The organism is Bradyrhizobium aeschynomenes (genome assembly GCF_013178945.1).
GTDB classification, from domain to species: Bacteria; Pseudomonadota; Alphaproteobacteria; order Rhizobiales; family Xanthobacteraceae; genus Bradyrhizobium; species Bradyrhizobium aeschynomenes.
The window spans coordinates 164,175-183,307 of sequence record NZ_JABFDM010000001.1 but is presented as its reverse complement, the minus strand read 5'-3'; the positions used below and the strand labels follow the sequence as shown (position 1 = coordinate 183,307).

The following is a 19,133-nucleotide window of genomic DNA, read 5'->3' as shown; positions in this document are numbered from 1 at the left end:
GAGAGAGCCCTACTCAATCGAAACCAAGGAGATCGAAGATGTCGCGATCCTTGAGCGGCACCGCCTGCATCGGCTCGCTGCCGGCGAGCAGCGAGGCGGCCAGGCGCAGATATTCGTTCTGTGCGCGCCCGACGTCGGGCGAGGCTTCCATCTCGAACAGCGTGCACTTCTTGAGCCGGCTCTTCCGGATCACGTCGAGATCGGGGAAATGCGCGACCGTCTTCAATCCTGCGCGCTCGTTGAACTTGTCGATCTGGTCGGTGGCCGCGCTGCGATTGGCGATGACGCCGCCGAGCCGCACCGGATAGTTGCGCGACTTGGCCTGGATCGCGGCGACGATGCGGTTCATCGCGAAGATCGAGTCGAAATCGTTCGCAGCCACGATCAGCGCGCGGTCGGCATGCTGCAAGGGGGCCGCGAAGCCGCCGCAGACGACGTCGCCGAGCACGTCGAAGATCACCACGTCGGTGTCCTCGAGGAGATGATGCTCTTTGAGCAGCTTCACGGTCTGGCCGACGACATAGCCGCCGCAGCCGGTGCCGGCCGGCGGCCCGCCCGCCTCCACACACATCACGCCATTGTAGCCCTGGTAGACGAAGTCCTCGGGGCGCAGCTCCTCGGCGTGGAAATTGACCTGCTCGAGAATGTCGATGACCGTCGGTACCAGCCGCTTGGTCAGGGTGAAGGTGGAGTCGTGCTTGGGGTCGCAGCCGATCTGCAGCACGCGCTTGCCGAGCTTGGACAGCGCGACCGAGAGGTTCGACGACGTCGTGCTCTTGCCGATGCCGCCCTTGCCATACACCGAGAACACTTTCGCGGTGTCGATGACCACGTTCGGGTCGAGCTGCACCTGCACGCTGCCGGCCCCATCGGGGCGACGCAATGCCGTCGAGGCGAGCGGCGGTCTCAAGGTCACGTTCATGCGGCAACTCCCACGCCTTCGAGGCGATCTTCGAGCTCTTCCCCGGCCTTGCGCAGGACGTCGAGCATCTCGGCATCCGGGGTCCAGTATTTGCGCTCATGCGCCTCGATCAGACGGTTGGCGATCTTCGCCGACGCAGCAGGATTGAGCGAGGCGAGCCGCTCGCGCATCGCCGGGTCGAGCACGAAGGTCGTTGTGATCTGCTGATAGACCCACGGCGCCACCTGGCCCGTGGTGGCCGACCAGCCGACCGTGTTGGTCACATGCGACTCGATCTGGCGCACGCCCTCATAGCCATGGGCGAGCAGCGCCTCGTACCATTTCGGATTGAGGGTGCGGGTGCGCGTCTCCAGCGCGACCTGCTCGGACAAGGTCCGCACGGTGCCCTCGCCGCGGGTCTGGTCGCCGATATAGACCGGCGCCGCCTCGCCCTTGGCGCGCTTCACCGCCCGGCTGATGCCGCCGAGCGTATCGAAATAATGATCGATCGTGGTGACGCCGAGCTCGACCGAGTCGACGTTCTGATAGGCGGCATCGACACCCGCGAGCACATGGCCGAGCAGCGCGTCCCGGCGCACGGGACGGCCATCGGTGCCGTAGGCAAAGCCCTTGCGGCGCGTATAGACGTCGGCGAGCTCGTCCTCGTCGGTCCAGGCGCCGCAATCGATCAGGTGGTTGACGTTGGCGCCGTAGGCGCCCTCGGCATTGCCAAACACGCGGAGCGCGGCGTCCGCGATCTCACCGCCATGCGCGGCCTGGAAGGCGAGTGCGTGCTTGCGGACGTAGTTGAACTCGGCCGATTCGTCCGCCGATGCCGCGAGCAGCGCCGCTTCCGCGAGCAGCTTGGTCTGTAACGGCATCAAGTCACGGAAGATGCCAGAGAGGGTGATCACGACGTCGATGCGCGGGCGTCCGAGACGCTCCAGCGGGATCAGCTTCGCGCCGCAGAGGCGGCCGTAGCTGTCATGGCGCGGCTCGGCACCCATCAGCCACAACGCCTGCGCGATCGGCCCGCCTTCGGTCTTGAGATTGTCGGTGCCCCACAGCACCAGCGCGATCGTCTCCGGCAGCTTGTGGCCCTCGCCGGCATGGCGGGCGAGCAGCCGCGCGACCTGGCGCTCGGCATCCTTGATCGCGAAGGCGCTGGGGATACGGAACGGATCGAAGCCGTGCAGATTGCGTCCGGTCGGCAGCACGTCGGTGTTGCGCAGCAGGTCTCCGCCGGGCACGGGGCGGATGTAGCCGCCGTCGAGCGCATGCAGGATGGCCGGCGTCTCGCTGTCGGTCGCGAGCAGCTTGTCCAGCTCGACGCGCTTGGTGGCATCGGTGATCCCGGCGAGGTCGAGCAGCTCGGTGCGCTGCGCCTCGGGCGGCGGGGTGCCGACGACGTGCAGGCCGTGCGGGATCAGCGAATATTCCAGCTCCAGGAGGCTGGCCGAGAGCGAGGCGATCTGCGCATTGCGCTCGTCGCCCCAGAGCGGCTCGGCCACGGCGAGATCGACCGCGGCCGCCTGCGCCTGGATCAGCGCGGCGCTGTCCGTCCGCACCTGCTCGGTCGCATCCGGCGACAGGTTGCGCCAGGCATCGAGCGAGGACTTCAGGTCGGCAAGGCCCTTGTAGAGGCCGGCGCTGGTGATCGACGGCGTGAGATAGCTGATCAGCGTGGCGCCACCGCGGCGCTTGGCGAGCGCCCCCTCGGACGGATTGTTCGAGGCGTAGATGTAGAAGTTCGGGAGGTCGCCGATCAGCCGCTCCGGCCAGCACTCGGCGGAGAGGCCGGCCTGCTTGCCCGGCATGAACTCGAGCGCACCATGGGTGCCGAAATGCAGCACGGCATGCGCGCGATACTCCTCGCGCAGCCAGCGATAGAACGCGGCAAAGGCATGGGTGGGCGCGAAGCTGTGCTCGAACAGCAGCCGCATCGGATCGCCTTCATAGCCGAAGGCGGGCTGCAGGCCCACGAACAGATTGCCGAACTGCTCGCCCAGCACCATCAGGCTGGACCCGTCGGTCTGGTGACGGCCAGGCGCCGGTCCCCATTGCTTCTCGATTTCGGCCAGATGCCGCTCGCGGCGGACGTGCTGGTCGACGGGAATGCGAACCGCGACATTGGCAGCCGTGCCGAAGCGCTCGGCATTGCCCTTCAGAACCCGTGACCGCAATTCGTCGACACTCGCGGGGACATCGATCGTGTAGCCGGCGGCGCGCAGCGAGGTCATCACATTGTGCAGCGACTCGAACACCGAGAGATAGGCGGCGGTGCCGGCGCTGCCGCCGTTCGGCGGGAAGTTGAACAGCACGGCCGCGATCTTGCGCTCCGCGCGGGCCGAACGGCGCAGTTCGACCAGGCGGGCCAAGCGGGCGGCAAGTTGCGCAGCCCGTTCCGGCAGGCTTGCCATGTCGCGGCCGGCATCGGCCATCGCCGAACGGCCGCCGAACACGGTCGGGCCAACCGCGCCGTCGAGCTCGGGGATCGCGACCATCATGGTCGCCTCGACCGGCGTCAGCCCGCGCGCGTCGCCGTGCCACTGCTCGACGGTCTGAAACTCGAGCGGATGCGCCGCGATCAGCGGCACATCGAGGCCAGCCATCACCTCCTCGGCGGCGCGAGCGTCATTGTAGGCGGGGCCGCCGACGAGCGAGAAGCCCGTCAGGGACAGCACGGCATCGACGGCGGCGACGCCGTCCTTCTGGAAATAACGCTCGATCGCCGGGCGCGAGTCGAGCCCGCAGGCGAACACCGGCACGGCAGCGAGGCCGCGGGCCTCCAGAGCGGAGATCACACCGTCATAATGCGCCGTGTTGGCCGCCAGCAGATAGGAGCGCATCAGGATGACGCCGACGCGGCCAACCGGCTCGGGCAGAGCCGGAAGCTCCTCGATCCGCTCGGCGATGCGCTGCTTCAGCCTTGGATGGTACAGGCCGACATCCGGATAGCTCACCGGCTCGGCCGCCTTGAGCTTGCCGCGCAACGCAGCGCGCGGGCCGTCGGCGTAGCGACCGACCAGGAAACGCACCATATTCGCAAAGTTCTGCTCGGAGCCGGCGAGCCAATATTGCAGCGTCAGGAAATATGCGCGCAGGTCCTGCGCCGTGCCGGGGATGTAGCGCAAGAGACGCGGCATCCGCTGCAGCATCTTCATCTGGCCCTGGCCGCTGGAGTTGCCCGAGCGGTTGCTGCCGCGCAGCCGCTTCAAGAGGCCGAGCACGCCGGTCGCCGAGCCCGACATCGTCAGCTTGCCAAGGCGCGTGAGGCGCACGACCTCGCCGGCCGACAGGCAGCCGATCATCGCATCACAATGATCACGGCGGGCCTGCAGCGCCGGCAGCACCGGCTGGATGTGGTCCTCCATGAACAGCATGGTGGCGACGACGATGTCGCCGGTCGCGATATCGGCGAGGCAGTGTTCGAGCGCGATCGGATTGCAGCCCCATTCGTCGGCTGCGTGCACCTTCAGATCGAGGCCGGGCAGCTCCGCCTGCAACGCCGTGCGCGCGCGCACGGCAGCCGAGGCGAGATGGCTGTCCATCGTCACGATCACCACCCGGATGGGTGTGACGTCAGCGACCGAAATGCGCTTTGGCATCGTACAAGGTCTCGAGCGTGATCAGGTTGACGTTGCGCTCGCGCGCGAAGCGTTCGGTGTTGCGGCGGGCCTTGCCGCGCACGAAGAACGGAATCTTGGTCAGCTCGCGTTCGGCGTCGGACGCCCAGGCGAGTTCGGTGGATGTGACGGTGGTTTCGACGACGCGCAGTTGCGGCTGCTGGGGCGGTGCCGCTGGCGCTGCGCCGAGATGCGACGGCGCATGATCGCCGAATTCGTGGTCCTCGCGGAACATGCCGAGCAGGTGCTCCTCCAGGCCCATCATCAGCGGATGCACCCAGGTGTCGAACAGCACGTTGGCGCCTTCGAACCCCATCTGCGGCGAGTAGCGCGCCGGGAAATCCTGCACATGACACGGCGCCGAGATCACGGCGCAGGGAATGCCGAGCCGCTTGGCGATGTGGCGCTCCATCTGCGTGCCGAGCACGAGCTCCGGACGCAGCTCGCTGACGCGGGCCTCGACCTCGAGATAGTCGTCCGTGATCAGCGGCTCGACGCCATAGATCGCGGCGGCCTCGCGGATCTCGCGGGCGAATTCGCGGGCATAGGTGCCGAGGCCGACGACCTCGAAGCCGAGCTCCTGCGTCGCGACGCGCGCCGCGGCCACCGCGTGGGTCGCATCGCCGAAGATGAAGACGCGCTTGCCGGTCAGATAGGTCGAGTCGACGGAGCGCGAATACCAGGGCAGCCGGCTCTCGGTACGCGACAGAACGGGCTCCGCATCGACGCCAGCCAGGCTTGCGACCTCCGCGATGAAGTCGCGCGTCGCGCCGACGCCGATCGGGATCGTGCGGGTAAAGGGCTGGCCGAACTGGCGGTGCAGCCACTGCGCCGCCGTCAGCGCGATTTCCGGATAGAGCACGATGTTGAAATCGGCCTGCGGCAGGCGGGCGAGATCCGATGGCGTCGCGTTCCACGGCGCGACGACGTTGATCTCGATGCCGAGCTCCACAACCTGCCTGGTCACTTCCGCGAGGTCGTCGCGGTGACGGAAGCCGAGAGCCGTCGGACCAAGCAGGTTGCAGACTGGACGAGCGCCCGCCTCCCGTTCACGGCGGGGGGAGCCATCAGCGGAAGGCGCAGCCAACGCCCGTACAATCCGGTAGAACGTCTCCGAGGCGCCCCAATTCTCCTTGCGCTGATAGGCCGGCAGCTCGAGCGGGATCACCGGAATCGGAAGCCTGAGCGCCAGCGCGAGCCCACCGGGATCGTCCTGGATCAGCTCGGCGGTGCAGGACGCGCCGACCAGCATCGCCTGCGGCTGGAAGCGCTCATAGGCCGCGCGCGCCGCGCTCTGCAGCAGATCGGCAGTGTCGCCGCCGAGATCGCGGGCCTGGAAGGTGGTGTAGGTGACCGGCGGCCGGCGGTCGCGGCGCTCGATCATCGTGAACAGGAGATCGGCGTAAGTATCGCCCTGCGGCGCATGCAGCACGTAGTGCACGTCGCGCATCGCGGTCGCGATCCGCATCGCGCCGATGTGCGGGGGGCCTTCATATGTCCAGACCGACAGCTGCATCTCACACCGCCAGTCTGGTTTGCCGCAACAGCGGCCGCGCGAACAGCTCAGCGAGATCGCCGGCCTGCTCGAATCCCTGGATCGGCGTGAAGATCAGCTCGATCGACCATTTGGTCGTCAGCCCCTCGGCCTCCAGCGGATTGGCAAGGCCGAGTCCGCAGACGACGAGATCGGGACGCGCCTCGCGGCAGCGATCGAGCTGCCGCTCGACGTCCTGGCCTTCGCTGAGCTGCGTGCCATCGGGCAGCATCGCCAGCTCAGCGGCGAGATGATCGCGATGCAGATAGGGCGTGCCGACCTCGACCAGCTCCATGCCGATCTCGCGGGCGAGGAAGCGCGCCAAGGGAATCTCGATCTGCGAGTCCGGAAACAGGAAGACGCGCTTGCCGGCGAGCTGCGCACGATAACGCGCCAGCGCCTTCTCCGCCCGCGCCTTGAGCGGCGCGAGGGTGCGCTCGACATGGGCGCGCGACACGCCGAAGGCCTCGGCGGCCGCGGCGAGCCAAAGCGCGGTGCCTTCGCCGCCGAGCGGGAACGGCGCCGCTATCCGGCGGCAGCCACGTTCTTCAAGTGCGCGCGCGGTGTCGCCGAGGAACGGCTGCGCCAGCAGCACGCGCGTCTCCGGCCCGATCGCCGGAAGCTCCGATGAGCGGCGCGGCGGCAGGAAGGACACCTGATCGATGCCCAGCGCGGCAAACGTTCGCTTGAACTGGTCCTCGACCACATCGGCGAGCGCGCCGACGACGAGCAGCGACGGCCGCGCAGCCCGATCGGCTTGCGGCAACACCGGCACCAGTGATGCGAGGCAGGCATCCTCGCCTTGCGTGAACGTCGTCTCGATGCCGCTGCCGGAGTAGTTGAGCACGCGGACGCCGGGCGAGAAGCGCTGCGACAGCCGCAGCGCGGCGCGTGACAGGTCGAGCTTGATCACCTCGGATGGGCAGGAGCCGACCAGGAACAAGAGCTTGATGTCCGGCCGACGCGCGAGCAGTTGCGCGACGATGCGGTCGAGCTCGTCATTGGCGTCGACGAGGCCGGCGAGATCGCGCTCCTCCATAATGGCAGTGGCGAAACGGGGCTCGGCGAAGATCATCACGCCGGCGGCCGACTGGATCAGATGCGCGCAGGTGCGCGAGCCGACGACCAGGAAGAACGCGTCCTGAATTTTTCTGTGCAGCCAGACGATGCCGGTGAGGCCGCAGAACACCTCACGCTGGCCGCGCTCACGCAGCACACCGTCCGGCGAAGTGCTTGATGTCACGGTACAGGCTTGCGCGGACAGGCTCATGACGCGCGCTCCGTCGTAGCTGCGGCCATCGCCTCGTCCTGCAGCCGCGCCGCACGCAGCTTCAGCAGGAATTGCGCGGCGTTGATCGCGTAGGCGGCGTAGGCGGCAAGCACCAGCAGCATCTGCTGCTGAGCGCTGCCGATGTGGCCGACGATCGCGGCCAGATAAGCCGTATGCAGCGCGATCACCAGCATCGAGAACACGTCCTCCCAGAAGAAGGCCGCGGCGAACAGGTAACGCCCGAACACGACCCGCTCCCAGATCGAGCCGGTGATCATGATGGTGTAGAGCAGCGCCGTCTTCAGCACGACCGAGGCGGTGGCGAGCCAGAGCCCCTCGCCGGTCGTGAGATAGCGCGCAACGAGGCCGAGGCTGATCAGGAAGACGAGAAATTGCAGCGGCGCCAGGATGCCCTGCACCAGCGTCCACGGCGTGGCGTCGCGCCTGCGCTTTTCCTCAGGCGTGTAAAGCGCTTGCCGCTTTGCACGCGGCGCCTTCTCAGGGGTGAAGCAGAGCAGACTCCACAGCGACGGATCAGTCGCGGATGTGAACTGCGCGTCACACGATGTGTAAAGATGATTTGACAACACCGGTGCCCAGTGATGCGATGACGACAACCACAGGGGGATTTGTGGTGCACCGCACTCGGTTTGGTCAACGTGACGTTGTAGAGTTCGCAGGTGGCGCATCGCAAATCCCCGAGTGCGAGCCCGATGGGGAAACGCTAGACCTGGGCAGGAAGAGTGTCAATCAAAATTGACGTCAAATAATATTGACGCAACGAGTGACGTGCGCTCATATGGAGGGGAGGCGCTGATGACCGAGCTCAATGAGACAGCCCGATTTCCGCGAGCACGCTTTCGGACGAAGCGTGGACGGTCCGGCTTTCATCCGCCGGCATCGCCGCGCGTCAACGTGCCTTTGCACAGCACCCGCCATCCCCAGCTCAACGGAGCGATCGAAGCCGAGATCATTCCGCGACTGGTGATGGCGCATGCCGCCACCCTCGAACGCATGCCCGCGATCATCACGGCCTCCGCGCAGGAGGCTGCCGACTTCGCCGAGCTGGTGCTGGAGGCGGACGATGATCGCGCCGTGGCCTGCATCCAGGCGCATCGCGATCATGGCGAGACGCTGGAGCGGATCTATCTCGATCTGCTGGTGCCGACCGCAAACCATCTGCGCCATCTCTGGGCCGATGACGAGCGCGACTTTGCCGACGTCACGCTCGCGCTGTGGCGGCTCCAGCAGCTGCTGCGCCATTTCAGCCCGGCATTCTGCGCCGAGGTCGCCGTCGCACCGAGCGGCCTGCGCGTGCTCTTGACCACCGCACCGGGTGATCGGCGCGAGATGGGCCACATGATGTTCGGGCTCGTGCTGGCGGGCGAGTTCTTCCGCCGCGACGGCTTCGAGACCTGGATCGAGCCCGACACTGCGGATCGCGGCTTCGTCGATGCGCTCCGCACCCAATGGTTCAACGTCGTCGAGTTCTTCGCCAACAGCGACAAGAAGCTTGACGATCTCGCCTCAAACATAAGGATGGTCCGGCGCGAGTCCTCCAACCAGGACATCGGCGTGCTGGTCTGCGGTCCTGCTTTTATTGAACGGCCTGAACTCGTTCTCCTGGTCGGCGGCGACGGTGTCGTCTCCGATCCGAGCAGAGAGGCTTCGCAAGCCCGGCACGTCGTCAGTCTTCTGACCGAACGGCGATAGCCCTGAGGGTGCAGTGAAGATGAATGCTGGAACGAGACTTGCCGCGCGAAGGCTCCTTGATTGGGAGGACAACGGCGTTGGTGAGGGCGTTCAGAGCTCCGAAAGAGTCGCTTGGCGATCTCAATGCGGATGTTGCGGCCATGCTGGTGGCCGCAGCCTCCGACATTGCGCTCGCGCTCGACGCCGACGGCAACATTCAGGACCTGGCTTTTCAACAAGCCGGGCTGCCGCTTGAATTGAGAAACACAGACGAGTGGATCGGCCGATCCTGGCAAGCAACAGTGTCCGAGGAAAGCCAGACCAAGCCAGAGCTGCTGCTCGCCGAAGCATCCGAGCGCAAGGTGTCGCGCTGGCGCGAGGTGCGCTATCCGGCCGCGCGCGGGCCCGACATCCCGATCCTGTTCGCGGTGGTCGCGATCAAGGGCGCGGCACGCTTCATCGCGGTCGGCCGCGACGTCCGCGCCACGGCGGCGCTCCAGCAGAAGCTGATCGAGGCCCAGGTCACGATCGAGCGCGATTACTCGCGCATGCGCAACGCCGAATCGCGCTACCGGATCCTGTTCCAGATCACCTCCGAACCGGTGCTGATCATCGACGCCGTGAGCCACCGCATCGTCGAGGCCAATCCGGCCGCTGCCGATCTGCTCGAAAACGGCGCCACCAATCTGATCGGCAAGCTGTTTCCGGACGCGCTGCTGCTGGACGACCTGGCGACGTCGCAATCGCTGTCGCTGGCGATTCGCTCCCAGGGCAAGATCGAACGCGCCAAGATCCGGCTCGACGGCGGCCGCGACTATCTGCTCGACGGCACCTTCTTCCGGCAGGACACCTCGTCGCTGTTCCTGCTGCGGTTCTCGCCGCAGTCCTCCTCGCAGCCCGCGATCGCGAAATCCTCCGATGTCAACACCCAGCTGGTTCAGTTTGTCGAATCGGCGCCCGACGGCTTCGTCATCACCGACATGGACGGCCGGCTGCTGCACGCCAACGCGACCTTCCTGCAGCTCGCGCAGATCGAGAACATGCATCAGATCCTGGGCGAGACCATCGACCGCTGGATCGGCAAGTCGGCGATCGACTTCTCGGTGATGCTGACCAATCTGCGCCAGCATGGCACCTTGAAGCTGTTCTCCAGCGTCGTCCGCGGCGAGCACGGCTCGCCGGTCGATGTCGAGATTTCGGCCACGACCGTCGGCGCACCCGGCCAGGCGCGGCTCGGCTTCACCATCCGCAACGTCGGCCCGCGCATCTCGGGCGATGGCAGCGATCACGCGCTGATTCCACGCTCGCGCGAGCAGCTCGCCGAGCTGATCGGCCGCGTGCCGCTCAAGGAGCTGGTGCGCGAGACCACCGACGTGATCGAGCGCATGTGCATCGAGACCGCGCTGAAGCTCACCGGCGACAATCGCGCCACCGCCGCCGAAATGCTCGGCCTCAGCCGTCAGAGCCTCTACGTCAAGCTCAGGCGCTACGGCATGGCCGAGCCGACCGAAGAAGACAGTCAGTTGGAATAGTGGGAAGAGTTCTGCAATGACCGAGATCGCGCCCGTCCCGCTCGCCCCAAAGCTTCGTTCGAGGCTTCCTTCAAGGCTTCAGCCCTCGGCCGTTCTCGAGCTGCTGAAGCCGATCACCTGGTTTCCGCCGATCTGGGCGTTCGGCTGCGGCGTGGTGTCGTCGGGCGCACCGCCGGCGCCGCGCTGGCCGATCGTCGTCGCGGGTCTCGTACTCGCCGGGCCGATGGTGTGCGCCACCAGCCAGGCGGTCAACGACTGGTTCGACCGCCATGTCGACGCGATCAACGAGCCGGACCGGCCGATTCCGTCGGGCCGCATTCCCGGCCGATGGGGTCTCACCATCGCGCTGATCTGGACCGTGCTGTCGCTCGCCGTCGCCACCCTGCTCGGTACCTGGGGCTTTGCCGCCGCCGCGCTCGGCCTCGCACTGGCCTGGGCCTACAGCGCGCCGCCGATCCGGCTGAAGCAGAACGGCTGGTTGGGCAACAGTGCCGTCGGCCTCTGCTACGAAGGTTTGCCCTGGATCACCGCGGCCGCGATCATGAGCGCGCAGGCACCGTCCTGGCCGGTGCTGTCGATCGCGCTGCTCTATAGCGCGGGCGCACACGGCATCATGACCCTGAACGACTTCAAGTCGATCAACGGCGATCGCGTCAGCGGCGTCAACTCGCTGCCGGTGCTGCTCGGGCCCGAGCGCGCCGCCCGCCTTGCCTGCATCACGATGGCGCTGGCGCAGGTCGCTGTGCTGGCGCTGCTGGTCGTCTGGAGCCGGCCGGCCCATGCCTCGATCGTCGCTGCGCTGATCGCGGCCCAGCTGGTGCTGATGCGACGCTTGATGACGAACCCGCGCGAGTTCGCGCCCTGGTACAACGGCACGGGCGTGCTGCTCTACGTGCTGGGCATGCTCGTCACGGCCTTCGCGCTGGCGGGGATGTCGGCATGAGCAACGCTGCGCCCGCCCCCCTGTCCTGGTTCGGCATTGTCAGGCTGGGCCTGGTACAGACCGCGCTCGGCGCGGTCGTGGTGCTGACCACGTCGACTTTGAACCGCGTGATGGTGATAGAGCTCGCTTTGCCTGCCATGATCCCCGGCCTGCTGGTCGCAATCCACTACGCGATGCAGGTACTCAGGCCCTGGCTCGGCCATGGCTCCGATGTCGGAGGACGTCGTTTCGCCTGGATCGTCGGCGGCATGGCCGTGCTCGCCGTCGGCGGCCTGCTCGCCGCAGCCGCCACTGCGCTGATGGCAAGTCATCTCGTTGTGGGCCTCGCCATCGCCGTGATCGCCTTCATCATGATCGGCATCGGCGTCGGCGCTGCCGGCACCTCGCTCTTGGTGCTGCTCGCCAAGCGCACCGCGCCGGGGCGGCGCAGCGCCGCGGCTTCGATCGCCTGGATCATGATGATCGCCGGCTTCATCGTCACGACCGCGGTCGCCGGCAAGGCGCTCGATCCGTTCTCCGGTGAGCGGCTGATGCTGGTGTCCGGCACGGTCTCGGCGATCGCGATGGTGCTGACACTGCTCGGCGTCTGGGGCATCGAGCAGCCGGAGATTTCCTCGGAGAGTGCCTCGGCGAAAGCCGAGCGCGGCGGCTTCATGGAGGATTTTCGCGAGATCTGCCGGGAGCCGCAGGCACGGCGCTTCGCGATCTTCATCTTCGTCTCGATGCTGGCCTACAGCGCCCAGGACCTGATCCTGGAGCCATTCGCGGGCAGCGTGTTCGGCATGACGCCGGGCCAGACCACGCAGCTCTCGTCAGTCCAGCACATGGGCGCGCTGATCGGCATGATCCTGATGCCGGCGATGGCGAGCCTCCATGCCGACTGGCGGACACGGCCGCAGCCCTGGATCATCGGCGGCTGCCTCGCCTCGGCGCTGGCGCTGCTCAGCCTCGTGGCCGCCGCCACCGTCGGCCCGGCCTGGCCGCTGCGCGCATCCGTGCTGCTGCTCGGCATCACCAACGGCGTCTACGCCATCGCCGCGATCGGCGCGATGATGAACATGGTCAGCGAAGGCCGCGACAATCGCGAGGGCACCCGCATGGGCCTGTGGGGCGCCTCGCAGGCGATCTCGTTCGGCATCGGCGGCTTCGTCGGCACTGCGGCTGCCGACGCCGCGCGAGCCTTCATGCCGTCGACCGCCTCGGCGTATGCGGCGGTGTTCGCCGCGGAGGCCGCGTTGTTCGTCCTTTCCGCCTGGCTCGCGATCTGGATCAAGCGCCCGCGCGAACAGGCCTCGACAGTGCAGGTGCAACCGGCCAACCAGGGAGCCTAGTGCGATGAGCACCTCGACCTCCTCCGAAACGTTCGATGTCGTGGTCGTCGGCGGCGGCCCCGCCGGCGCCACCGCGGCCAATGACCTCGCGCGTCGGGGTCACCACGTGCTGCTGCTCGACAGAGCCGGCCGCATCAAGCCGTGCGGCGGCGCCATTCCGCCGCGGCTGATCAGCGAATTCGAGATCCCCGACCATCTGCTGGTGGCGCGGATCTCGTCCGCCCGCATGGTGTCGCCGAGCAACCGCGACGTCGACATGCCGATCGATGGCGGCTTCGTCGGCATGGTCGACCGTGAGCATTATGATGAATGGCTGCGGGCGCGTGCCGCGGACGGCGGCGCGATCCGGCGCACCGGAACGTTCAGCCAGATCACACGTGATCGCGACGGCACGGCCATTGTTCAATACAGCTGGCGCATGGACGACGGCAGCATGCGAGACTACAGCGTGCGAGCTCGGGCCGTGATCGGCGCCGATGGAGCGGTCTCCGCGGTCGCGCGGCAATGCATCCCGGAAGCCAACGAGATCCGCTACGTCTTCGCCTATCACGAGATCATCCGCTCGCCGGATCGCGGCCATCCGCTGTTCGATGCCACCCGCTGCGATGTCGTCTATCGCGGCCAGCTGTCGCCGGACTTCTACAGCTGGGTGTTTCCGCACGGCCCGACCACCAGCATCGGCACGGGCAGCGCGCACAAGGGCTTTTCGCTGCGCGGCTCGGTCGCCGAATTCCGCAGGGTGGCCGCGCTCGATGACCTCGAAACGATCCGCCGCGAGGGCGCGCCGATTCCGTTGAAGCCGCTGTCGCGCTGGGACAATGGCCGCGACGTCGTGCTCGCCGGCGATGCATCGGGCGTGGTGGCCCCGGCCTCCGGCGAAGGCATCTATTATGCGATGGCGGGCGGCCGGGCCGCGGCTGATGCCGTCGCCCTGTTCCTGAAGACCGGTGACGTCGCGGCGCTCGCCGCCGCCCGCAAGTCCTTCATGCGCAAGCACGGTGCCGTGTTCTTCATCCTCGGCATGATGCAGCGCTACTGGTACACGAACGACGCCCGCCGCGAGCGCTTCGTCGCGATCTGCCGTGACAAGGACGTCCAGCAATTGACCTGGGACGCCTACATGAACAAGGAGCTGGTACGCGCCAAGCCGCTGTCGCATGTGCGCATCTTCTTCAAGAACATCGCCCACCTCACCGGGCTCGCCAAGGCGGCCTAGCAGCTCACGCGATGGATGAGCTGTTTCAGAGCCTGCATGTGGTGGACCTGATCCTGACGGTGGTCGTGGTGGAGCTGCTCGCCGTCACGCTGATCTGGCGACGCTATCGCCGCGGCATCAGCCCGCGGGCGCTGCTGCCCAACCTGCTGGCCGGCGTGTTCCTGCTGCTGGCGCTGCGCTGCGCGCTGACGGACGCGCCATGGTTCTGGCTGGCGGCCTGCCTCGCCGCGTCCGGTGTCGCCAATGCCGCGGATATCAGGCAGCGGTGGCGCTAGGCCTGCCAACACTGGCGCTTACCTCGGACGGTCTCGCCGGCATTCACTGTTCTCAGGTCTGCCCGCCTGCTCGCGACACCCACAGCTGTCGTCCCCGCGAAGCGGGGACCCATAACAACCGGCGGTGTGATCGGCGAAGAAGGACGATCCAGACCCGTCTTCACCAACCGGCCGTCCGCGATATGGGTCCCGGCGTTCGCCGGGACGACAGTGATATGTGCCGACGGATCTCGGGCAAGCACTCGGAGATGCGTTGATTACGCCGACCTCAGCTCACTTCTTCTCCGAGAACGTCTTCAGATAGGCGATGACGTCCTTGCGTTGCTGCTCGTTGGCGAGCTTGAACACCATCTTGGTCGAGCCGGTGGCTTGGTCCGCCTTGCCCTTGCCGGTGAGGTATTTCTTGAGGAACGCGCTGGGGTCGGCGAGGTATTCGAAGATGTTGTCGTCGGTCCATACCAGCCCGGCCTCGCCGGCATGCTTGTTCAGGTCCGAATAGGAAAAGCCCGGATAGGTCCCGGTGGGACGCCCGACCACCCCCGTCAGCACCGGACCGACTGCATTCTTCGCCTCGGGACCGATACGGTGGCAGGTCATGCATTGCTTGAAGACCTGTTCGCCCTTGGCAGCGTCCCCACCGTCCAGCGCAAATGCGGCGCCTGCCGACATTGCGATCATGACCGCTGCAACCAAACCAGATCTGACCATATGCGACCTCCCGGTACGTCGTTTCGTTAGCCCATGTGATTGGCACCTTACAGGTAACAATGTCATGTGACCTTGTCATGCCTCGTTCAGGCAAAAGTGAGCGAATAAGTCGCAGTTCGAACATGCATCCACCGCAGGAATACCAACGAAAGTCGGATGCTCGGAAATAAGCCTTGACACCGAAGGCGCTGCGTGGACTAACGACATTCTCAAGACTCTCAATACGTTAGCGGGATGCGGCGCAACACCTTCAAGATGCGCGCCAAATGAACTGGCCGCGATCCCCCGAGCGTCGCAAGAGGGTGCCAAGATAACGGGTGCCAAGACCATGGCCGAGTTTCACGGTCCACGACCCGACGTGACATTGCTGCTCGACATGGACGGCGTGATCCGTGAGGCAACGCTGTCTCCCAACATGTCTGCGGAGAATGTCGACGTATGGCTCGGCCGTCCCTGGTCCGAGATCGTCGATGATGCGACCGAGAAGGTCGAACGCATCATGCAGGACACCAAGCGGACCGGCATTTCCGCCTTCCGCCAGCTCACCCAGCGATTTCCGAGCGGCCTCGAGTTGCCGATGGAATTCACCACCGTCCTGCTCGGCGGCCGCGCCGGCATGCTGGCGATCGGCAAGAATCTGCAGGCAGTGGCGGAGCTGCAGGCGCGGCTGATCTCGGCGCAGCAGACCATCGAGCGCGACTATTGGAAGCTGCGCGAGATCGAAACGCGCTACCGGCTGGTGATCGAGGATTCGAACGAGGCCGTGCTGCTGACCAAGGTGTCGGACCTGCGCATCGTGGAAGCCAACCGGACCGCGGCAGCGGCGCTCGGCGTGTCCAGCCGACGTCGGGACAATCTGGTGGGGCGCGAGTTCCTGCAGGAGATTCCGCAAAAGGACCGCGAGCCGGTGGAACTGATGCTGAGGCGGGTCCGCGATCAGGGCAAGGCGCCCGGCATCGTGATCCATCTTGGCGAGGACGCTGCACCATGGATGCTGCGGGGATCGCTGATGACGAGCGAGACCGCGCCGATGTTTCTTCTGCAAATGGCGCCGATCGGCAAGGCCGCGCCATTGGGCCCGGCGTCGGATGATGCCGAAGGGCTGATCGACAATCTTCCCGATGCGGTCATCAGCATCGACGGCACAGGCGCCATCAAGCGCGCCAACCGGGCGTTCCTGGAGCTGGTCGAGATCGGCTCGAAGGAGGCCCTGATCGGCGAGAAGCTCAGCCGCTGGTTGACCCGCCCCGGTGCCGACCTGTCGGTACTGATTTCGAACGTCGAGCGCCACGGGGCCGTCCGGCTGCTGTCCACCACCATCCAGGGCGAACTCGGAACCGAGACGGAGGTGGAGATCTCGGCTGCAGCGCATGGTCTCGACGGCCAGCGTCGGATCGGCCTCGTGCTGCGGAACATCGCCCGGCGGTTGTCCCCGACCGCAGAGCATGACAATCTGCGGGCGGCGCTCGCAGGCCTCAACGAATCGGTCGGCAAGACACCGCTACGCGACCTCGTGAGGAGCACGGTCGAGGTCGTCGAGCAGCATTACGTCCGCGCCGCGCTCGAACTCGCCAATGGGAACCGGACGTCGGCCGCCGAAATTCTCGGCCTCAGCCGGCAAAGTCTTTACGCCAAGCTCGATCGGTATAATCTGAGCCAACTAGAAGAAAGCGACGAGGAAACCGAAAAGGGGAGATAGTTGCCCGTTCCGCTGACAACGCCGGCCTTCGGCCACGCTACTCTTGCGGATTGCGAGCGTGAACAAATTCATCTCGCAGGCTCGATCCAGCCGCATGGCGTTCTGCTGGCGATCAAGGAGCCCGACAACATCGTCATCCAGGCCAGCACCAATGCCGCGGCCTTCCTCAACACCAGCTCCGTGGTCGGACGTCCGTTGCGCGATCTCGGCGGCAACGTGGCGCTGCAGATCTTGCCCCATCTCAGCGGACCGCTGCATCTGTCACCGATGACCCTGCGCTGCACCGCCGGCTCGCCGCCGCGCCGCGTCGACTGCACGGTGCATCGCCCGTCGAATGGCGGCCTGATCATCGAGCTCGAGCCGGCGACGAAGATCACCAACATCGCACCGGCCCTGGACGGCGCCTTTCACCGCATCACGTCGGCTTCCTCCCTGCTCGGCCTTTGCGACGAGACGGCCACGATCTTCCGGGAGATTACCGGCTACGACCGTGTGATGGTCTACCGATTCGACGAAGAAGGTCACGGCGAGGTGCTCTCCGAGCGGCGGCGGCCGGATCTCGAGGCGTTTCTCGGCAACCGCTACCCGGCCTCCGACATTCCGCAGATCGCGCGCCGGCTGTATGAGCGCAACCGCGTCCGTCTGCTGGTCGACGTCAACTACATGCCGGTGCCGCTGCAGCCGCGCATCTCGCCGCTCAACGGCCGCGACCTCGACATGTCCTTGAGCTGCCTGCGCAGCATGTCGCCGATCCATCAGAAATATCTGCAGAACATGGGGGTCGGCGCAACCTTGGTCTGCTCGCTGATGGTCAGCGGCCGGCTGTGGGGACTGATCGCCTGCCACCACTATGAGCCGCGCTTCGTGCCGTTCGACATCCGCGCCGCGGGTGAGGCATTGGCCGAGACCTGCGCGATCCGGATCGCAGCACTGGAGAGCTTTGCCCAGAGCCAGTCCGAGCTGGTCGTGCGCCGATTGGAGCAACGGCTGGTCGAAGCGGTGTCGCGGGATGGCGATTGGCAGGCTGCGCTGTTCGACGGCTCGCAATCCCTGTTGCAGCCGCTGGGCGCCAGCGGCGCGGCGCTGCTGTTCGAAGGCCAGGTCATGACCGCTGGCGACGTGCCGTCGACACAACGCATCCGCGATCTCGCCGCATGGCTCGACCGCCGGCGCAAGGCGGCTGGCGCAATGGCGCCAGGGCTGACGGTGACCGCGTCGCTGACCCTCGACGAGCCGACCTTTGCCGACATCCGCCCGATCGCCAGCGGCCTGATCGCAGCTCCGCTGTCGGCGAGCGAAGGCGAGTATCTGCTGTGGTTCAGGCCGGAGCAGGTCCGGACCGTGACCTGGGGCGGTGATCCGCTGAAGGCCGTCATCATCGGCGATGATCCATCGGATCTGTCGCCGCGCCGCTCCTTTGCGCAATGGCACCAGCTCGTCGAAGGCAAGTCAGAGCCCTGGTCGACGGCCGAGCTTGCCTCGGCCCGGGCGGTCAGCGAGACCGTCGCCGACGTGGCGCTGCAGCTGCGCTCGGTACGCATGGTGATCGCGCAGGACCAGCTCGCCACGATCAGCGCCCAGGTGCTGCGCTCCGAGCAGCCGGTCATCATCGCCGACGTCGAGGGTCGCATCCTGCTCATGAACGAAGCCTTCGAGCAGCAGCTGCGCGCCTCGCATCCGCACATCCCGCATCTGCGCGACCTCGGCGCCTATTGCACGGCGCCGGCCGAATTCCGCGCCAATCTCGACGACCTCATGCGCAACAAGCGCAGTTGGCGCGGCGAGCTGACGCTGACCGGCGGCACGTCGCCGCAGCGGCCCTTGATGGTGCGCGCCGATCCGGTGATCGCGCCTTACGATCGCGTGCTCGGCTTCGTGCTGATCTTCTCCGACCTGACCGAGCGCAAGACCGCCGAGGAGGCACGCGCACGCTTCCAGGAGGAGATCGACGGTGCGCGGCGGCCGAGCCTGCGGCTCGATCAGAGCGCCAGCCTGATCTACAAGGAGCTCGCAGCATCCACGGTCGAGAATGCGCAACTCGCAGCACTCGAGGTGACGCACGGCGCCCAGGCCGGCAGCATGCCGGAGATGTTGGAGAGCATCCGCAGCTCGACGGCGCGCACACTGGGCATCCTCGAGCACCTCGTGTGGTATCGCTCGCAGGGTGAGGAGTGACGGCGGGACCTCAGATCTCCTACGCGGCCCGGCTTCCTACCGTCGGGCTGTTCGCGCGGGCTATCGATCTCTCCACGCGTCATTCCGGGGCGCGCAAAGCGCGAGACGGAATCCATAGCCGCATCCCGGTCATGAAGACCGGACGCACGCGACGCTCATCTTCAAACGAATGACGTCCTGTGGTTATGGATTCCGGGCTCATTCGCGCTGCTTCGAAATGGCCGCGCCATT

The 19,133-nt window shown here is 66.5% G+C and carries 14 protein-coding genes; 8 read left to right on the top strand and 6 right to left on the bottom strand.

Going from position 1 to position 19,133, the window contains the following annotated elements:
- Positions 1–13: 13 nt before the first annotated feature.
- Genes bchL through bchF form a run of 5 tightly spaced genes read right to left on the bottom strand, consistent with a single transcriptional unit; the run spans position 14 to position 7,918 of the window.
- Positions 14–922 carry a ferredoxin:protochlorophyllide reductase (ATP-dependent) iron-sulfur ATP-binding protein gene (gene bchL, locus HL666_RS00790; protein WP_172131553.1) on the bottom strand — a complete coding sequence of 303 codons (909 nt, stop codon included), beginning with the start codon at positions 920–922 and terminating at the stop codon, positions 14–16.
- Complete coding sequence (locus tag HL666_RS00785; RefSeq protein WP_172179412.1) at positions 919–4,509, bottom strand: magnesium chelatase subunit H; 3,591 nt, start codon at positions 4,507–4,509, stop codon at positions 919–921. The genes bchL and HL666_RS00785 overlap by 4 nt, the downstream gene beginning before the upstream one ends.
- Positions 4,484–6,043 (bottom strand): ferredoxin:protochlorophyllide reductase (ATP-dependent) subunit B, encoded by a 1,560-nt coding sequence (gene bchB / locus HL666_RS00780; protein WP_172179410.1) that lies wholly within the window; start codon positions 6,041–6,043, stop codon positions 4,484–4,486. The genes HL666_RS00785 and bchB overlap by 26 nt, the downstream gene beginning before the upstream one ends.
- Before the next feature lies 1 nt (position 6,044).
- Positions 6,045–7,331: a ferredoxin:protochlorophyllide reductase (ATP-dependent) subunit N gene (locus tag HL666_RS00775; RefSeq protein ID WP_172114282.1), complete on the bottom strand. Its 1,287-nt coding sequence runs from the start codon at positions 7,329–7,331 to the stop codon at positions 6,045–6,047.
- Complete coding sequence (gene bchF / locus HL666_RS00770; RefSeq protein WP_172179408.1) at positions 7,328–7,918, bottom strand: 2-vinyl bacteriochlorophyllide hydratase; 591 nt, start codon at positions 7,916–7,918, stop codon at positions 7,328–7,330. The genes HL666_RS00775 and bchF overlap by 4 nt, the downstream gene beginning before the upstream one ends.
- Positions 7,919–8,147: 229 nt before the next feature.
- On the opposite strand from bchF, the gene HL666_RS00765 reads away from it, so the two are divergent.
- The 6 genes from HL666_RS00765 to HL666_RS00740 all read left to right on the top strand — a co-directional run bounded on the left by HL666_RS00765 (position 8,148) and on the right by HL666_RS00740 (position 14,320).
- Complete coding sequence (locus HL666_RS00765) at positions 8,148–9,044, top strand: cobalamin B12-binding domain-containing protein (protein ID WP_172114280.1); 897 nt, start codon at positions 8,148–8,150, stop codon at positions 9,042–9,044.
- Positions 9,045–9,184: 140 nt separating this feature from the next.
- Complete coding sequence (ppsR, locus tag HL666_RS00760; RefSeq protein WP_210261685.1) at positions 9,185–10,555, top strand: transcriptional regulator PpsR; 1,371 nt, start codon at positions 9,185–9,187, stop codon at positions 10,553–10,555.
- Positions 10,556–10,571: 16 nt separating this feature from the next.
- Entirely contained in the window at positions 10,572–11,498 is a 927-nt protein-coding gene (chlG, locus tag HL666_RS00755; protein WP_172179406.1) for a chlorophyll synthase ChlG, read from the top strand.
- On the top strand, positions 11,495–12,829 hold the full coding sequence (locus HL666_RS00750) for a BCD family MFS transporter (RefSeq protein ID WP_172179404.1): 1,335 nt from the start codon (positions 11,495–11,497) through the stop codon (positions 12,827–12,829). Before chlG ends, HL666_RS00750 begins: the two co-directional genes overlap by 4 nt.
- Positions 12,830–12,833: 4 nt before the next feature.
- Positions 12,834–14,045: a geranylgeranyl diphosphate reductase gene (locus HL666_RS00745; RefSeq protein ID WP_172179402.1), complete on the top strand. Its 1,212-nt coding sequence runs from the start codon at positions 12,834–12,836 to the stop codon at positions 14,043–14,045.
- 11 nt (positions 14,046–14,056) lie between these two features.
- On the top strand, positions 14,057–14,320 hold the full coding sequence (locus HL666_RS00740) for a hypothetical protein (RefSeq protein ID WP_172179400.1): 264 nt from the start codon (positions 14,057–14,059) through the stop codon (positions 14,318–14,320).
- Between the two features lie 273 nt (positions 14,321–14,593).
- Here the strand turns inward: HL666_RS00740 and HL666_RS00735 are convergent, their stop codons facing one another.
- Positions 14,594–15,028 (bottom strand): c-type cytochrome, encoded by a 435-nt coding sequence (locus tag HL666_RS00735; RefSeq protein WP_172114274.1) that lies wholly within the window; start codon positions 15,026–15,028, stop codon positions 14,594–14,596.
- A gap of 328 nt (positions 15,029–15,356) precedes the next feature.
- Between HL666_RS00735 and ppsR (HL666_RS00730) the strand changes: the two genes are divergently transcribed.
- Both ppsR (HL666_RS00730) and HL666_RS00725 read left to right on the top strand, forming a co-directional pair.
- A complete protein-coding gene (ppsR, locus tag HL666_RS00730; protein ID WP_172114273.1) occupies positions 15,357–16,727 on the top strand; it encodes a transcriptional regulator PpsR in 1,371 nt (456 codons plus the stop codon).
- Entirely contained in the window at positions 16,728–18,902 is a 2,175-nt protein-coding gene (locus HL666_RS00725) for a GAF domain-containing protein (RefSeq protein ID WP_172114272.1), read from the top strand.
- Positions 18,903–19,133 lie beyond the last annotated feature (231 nt).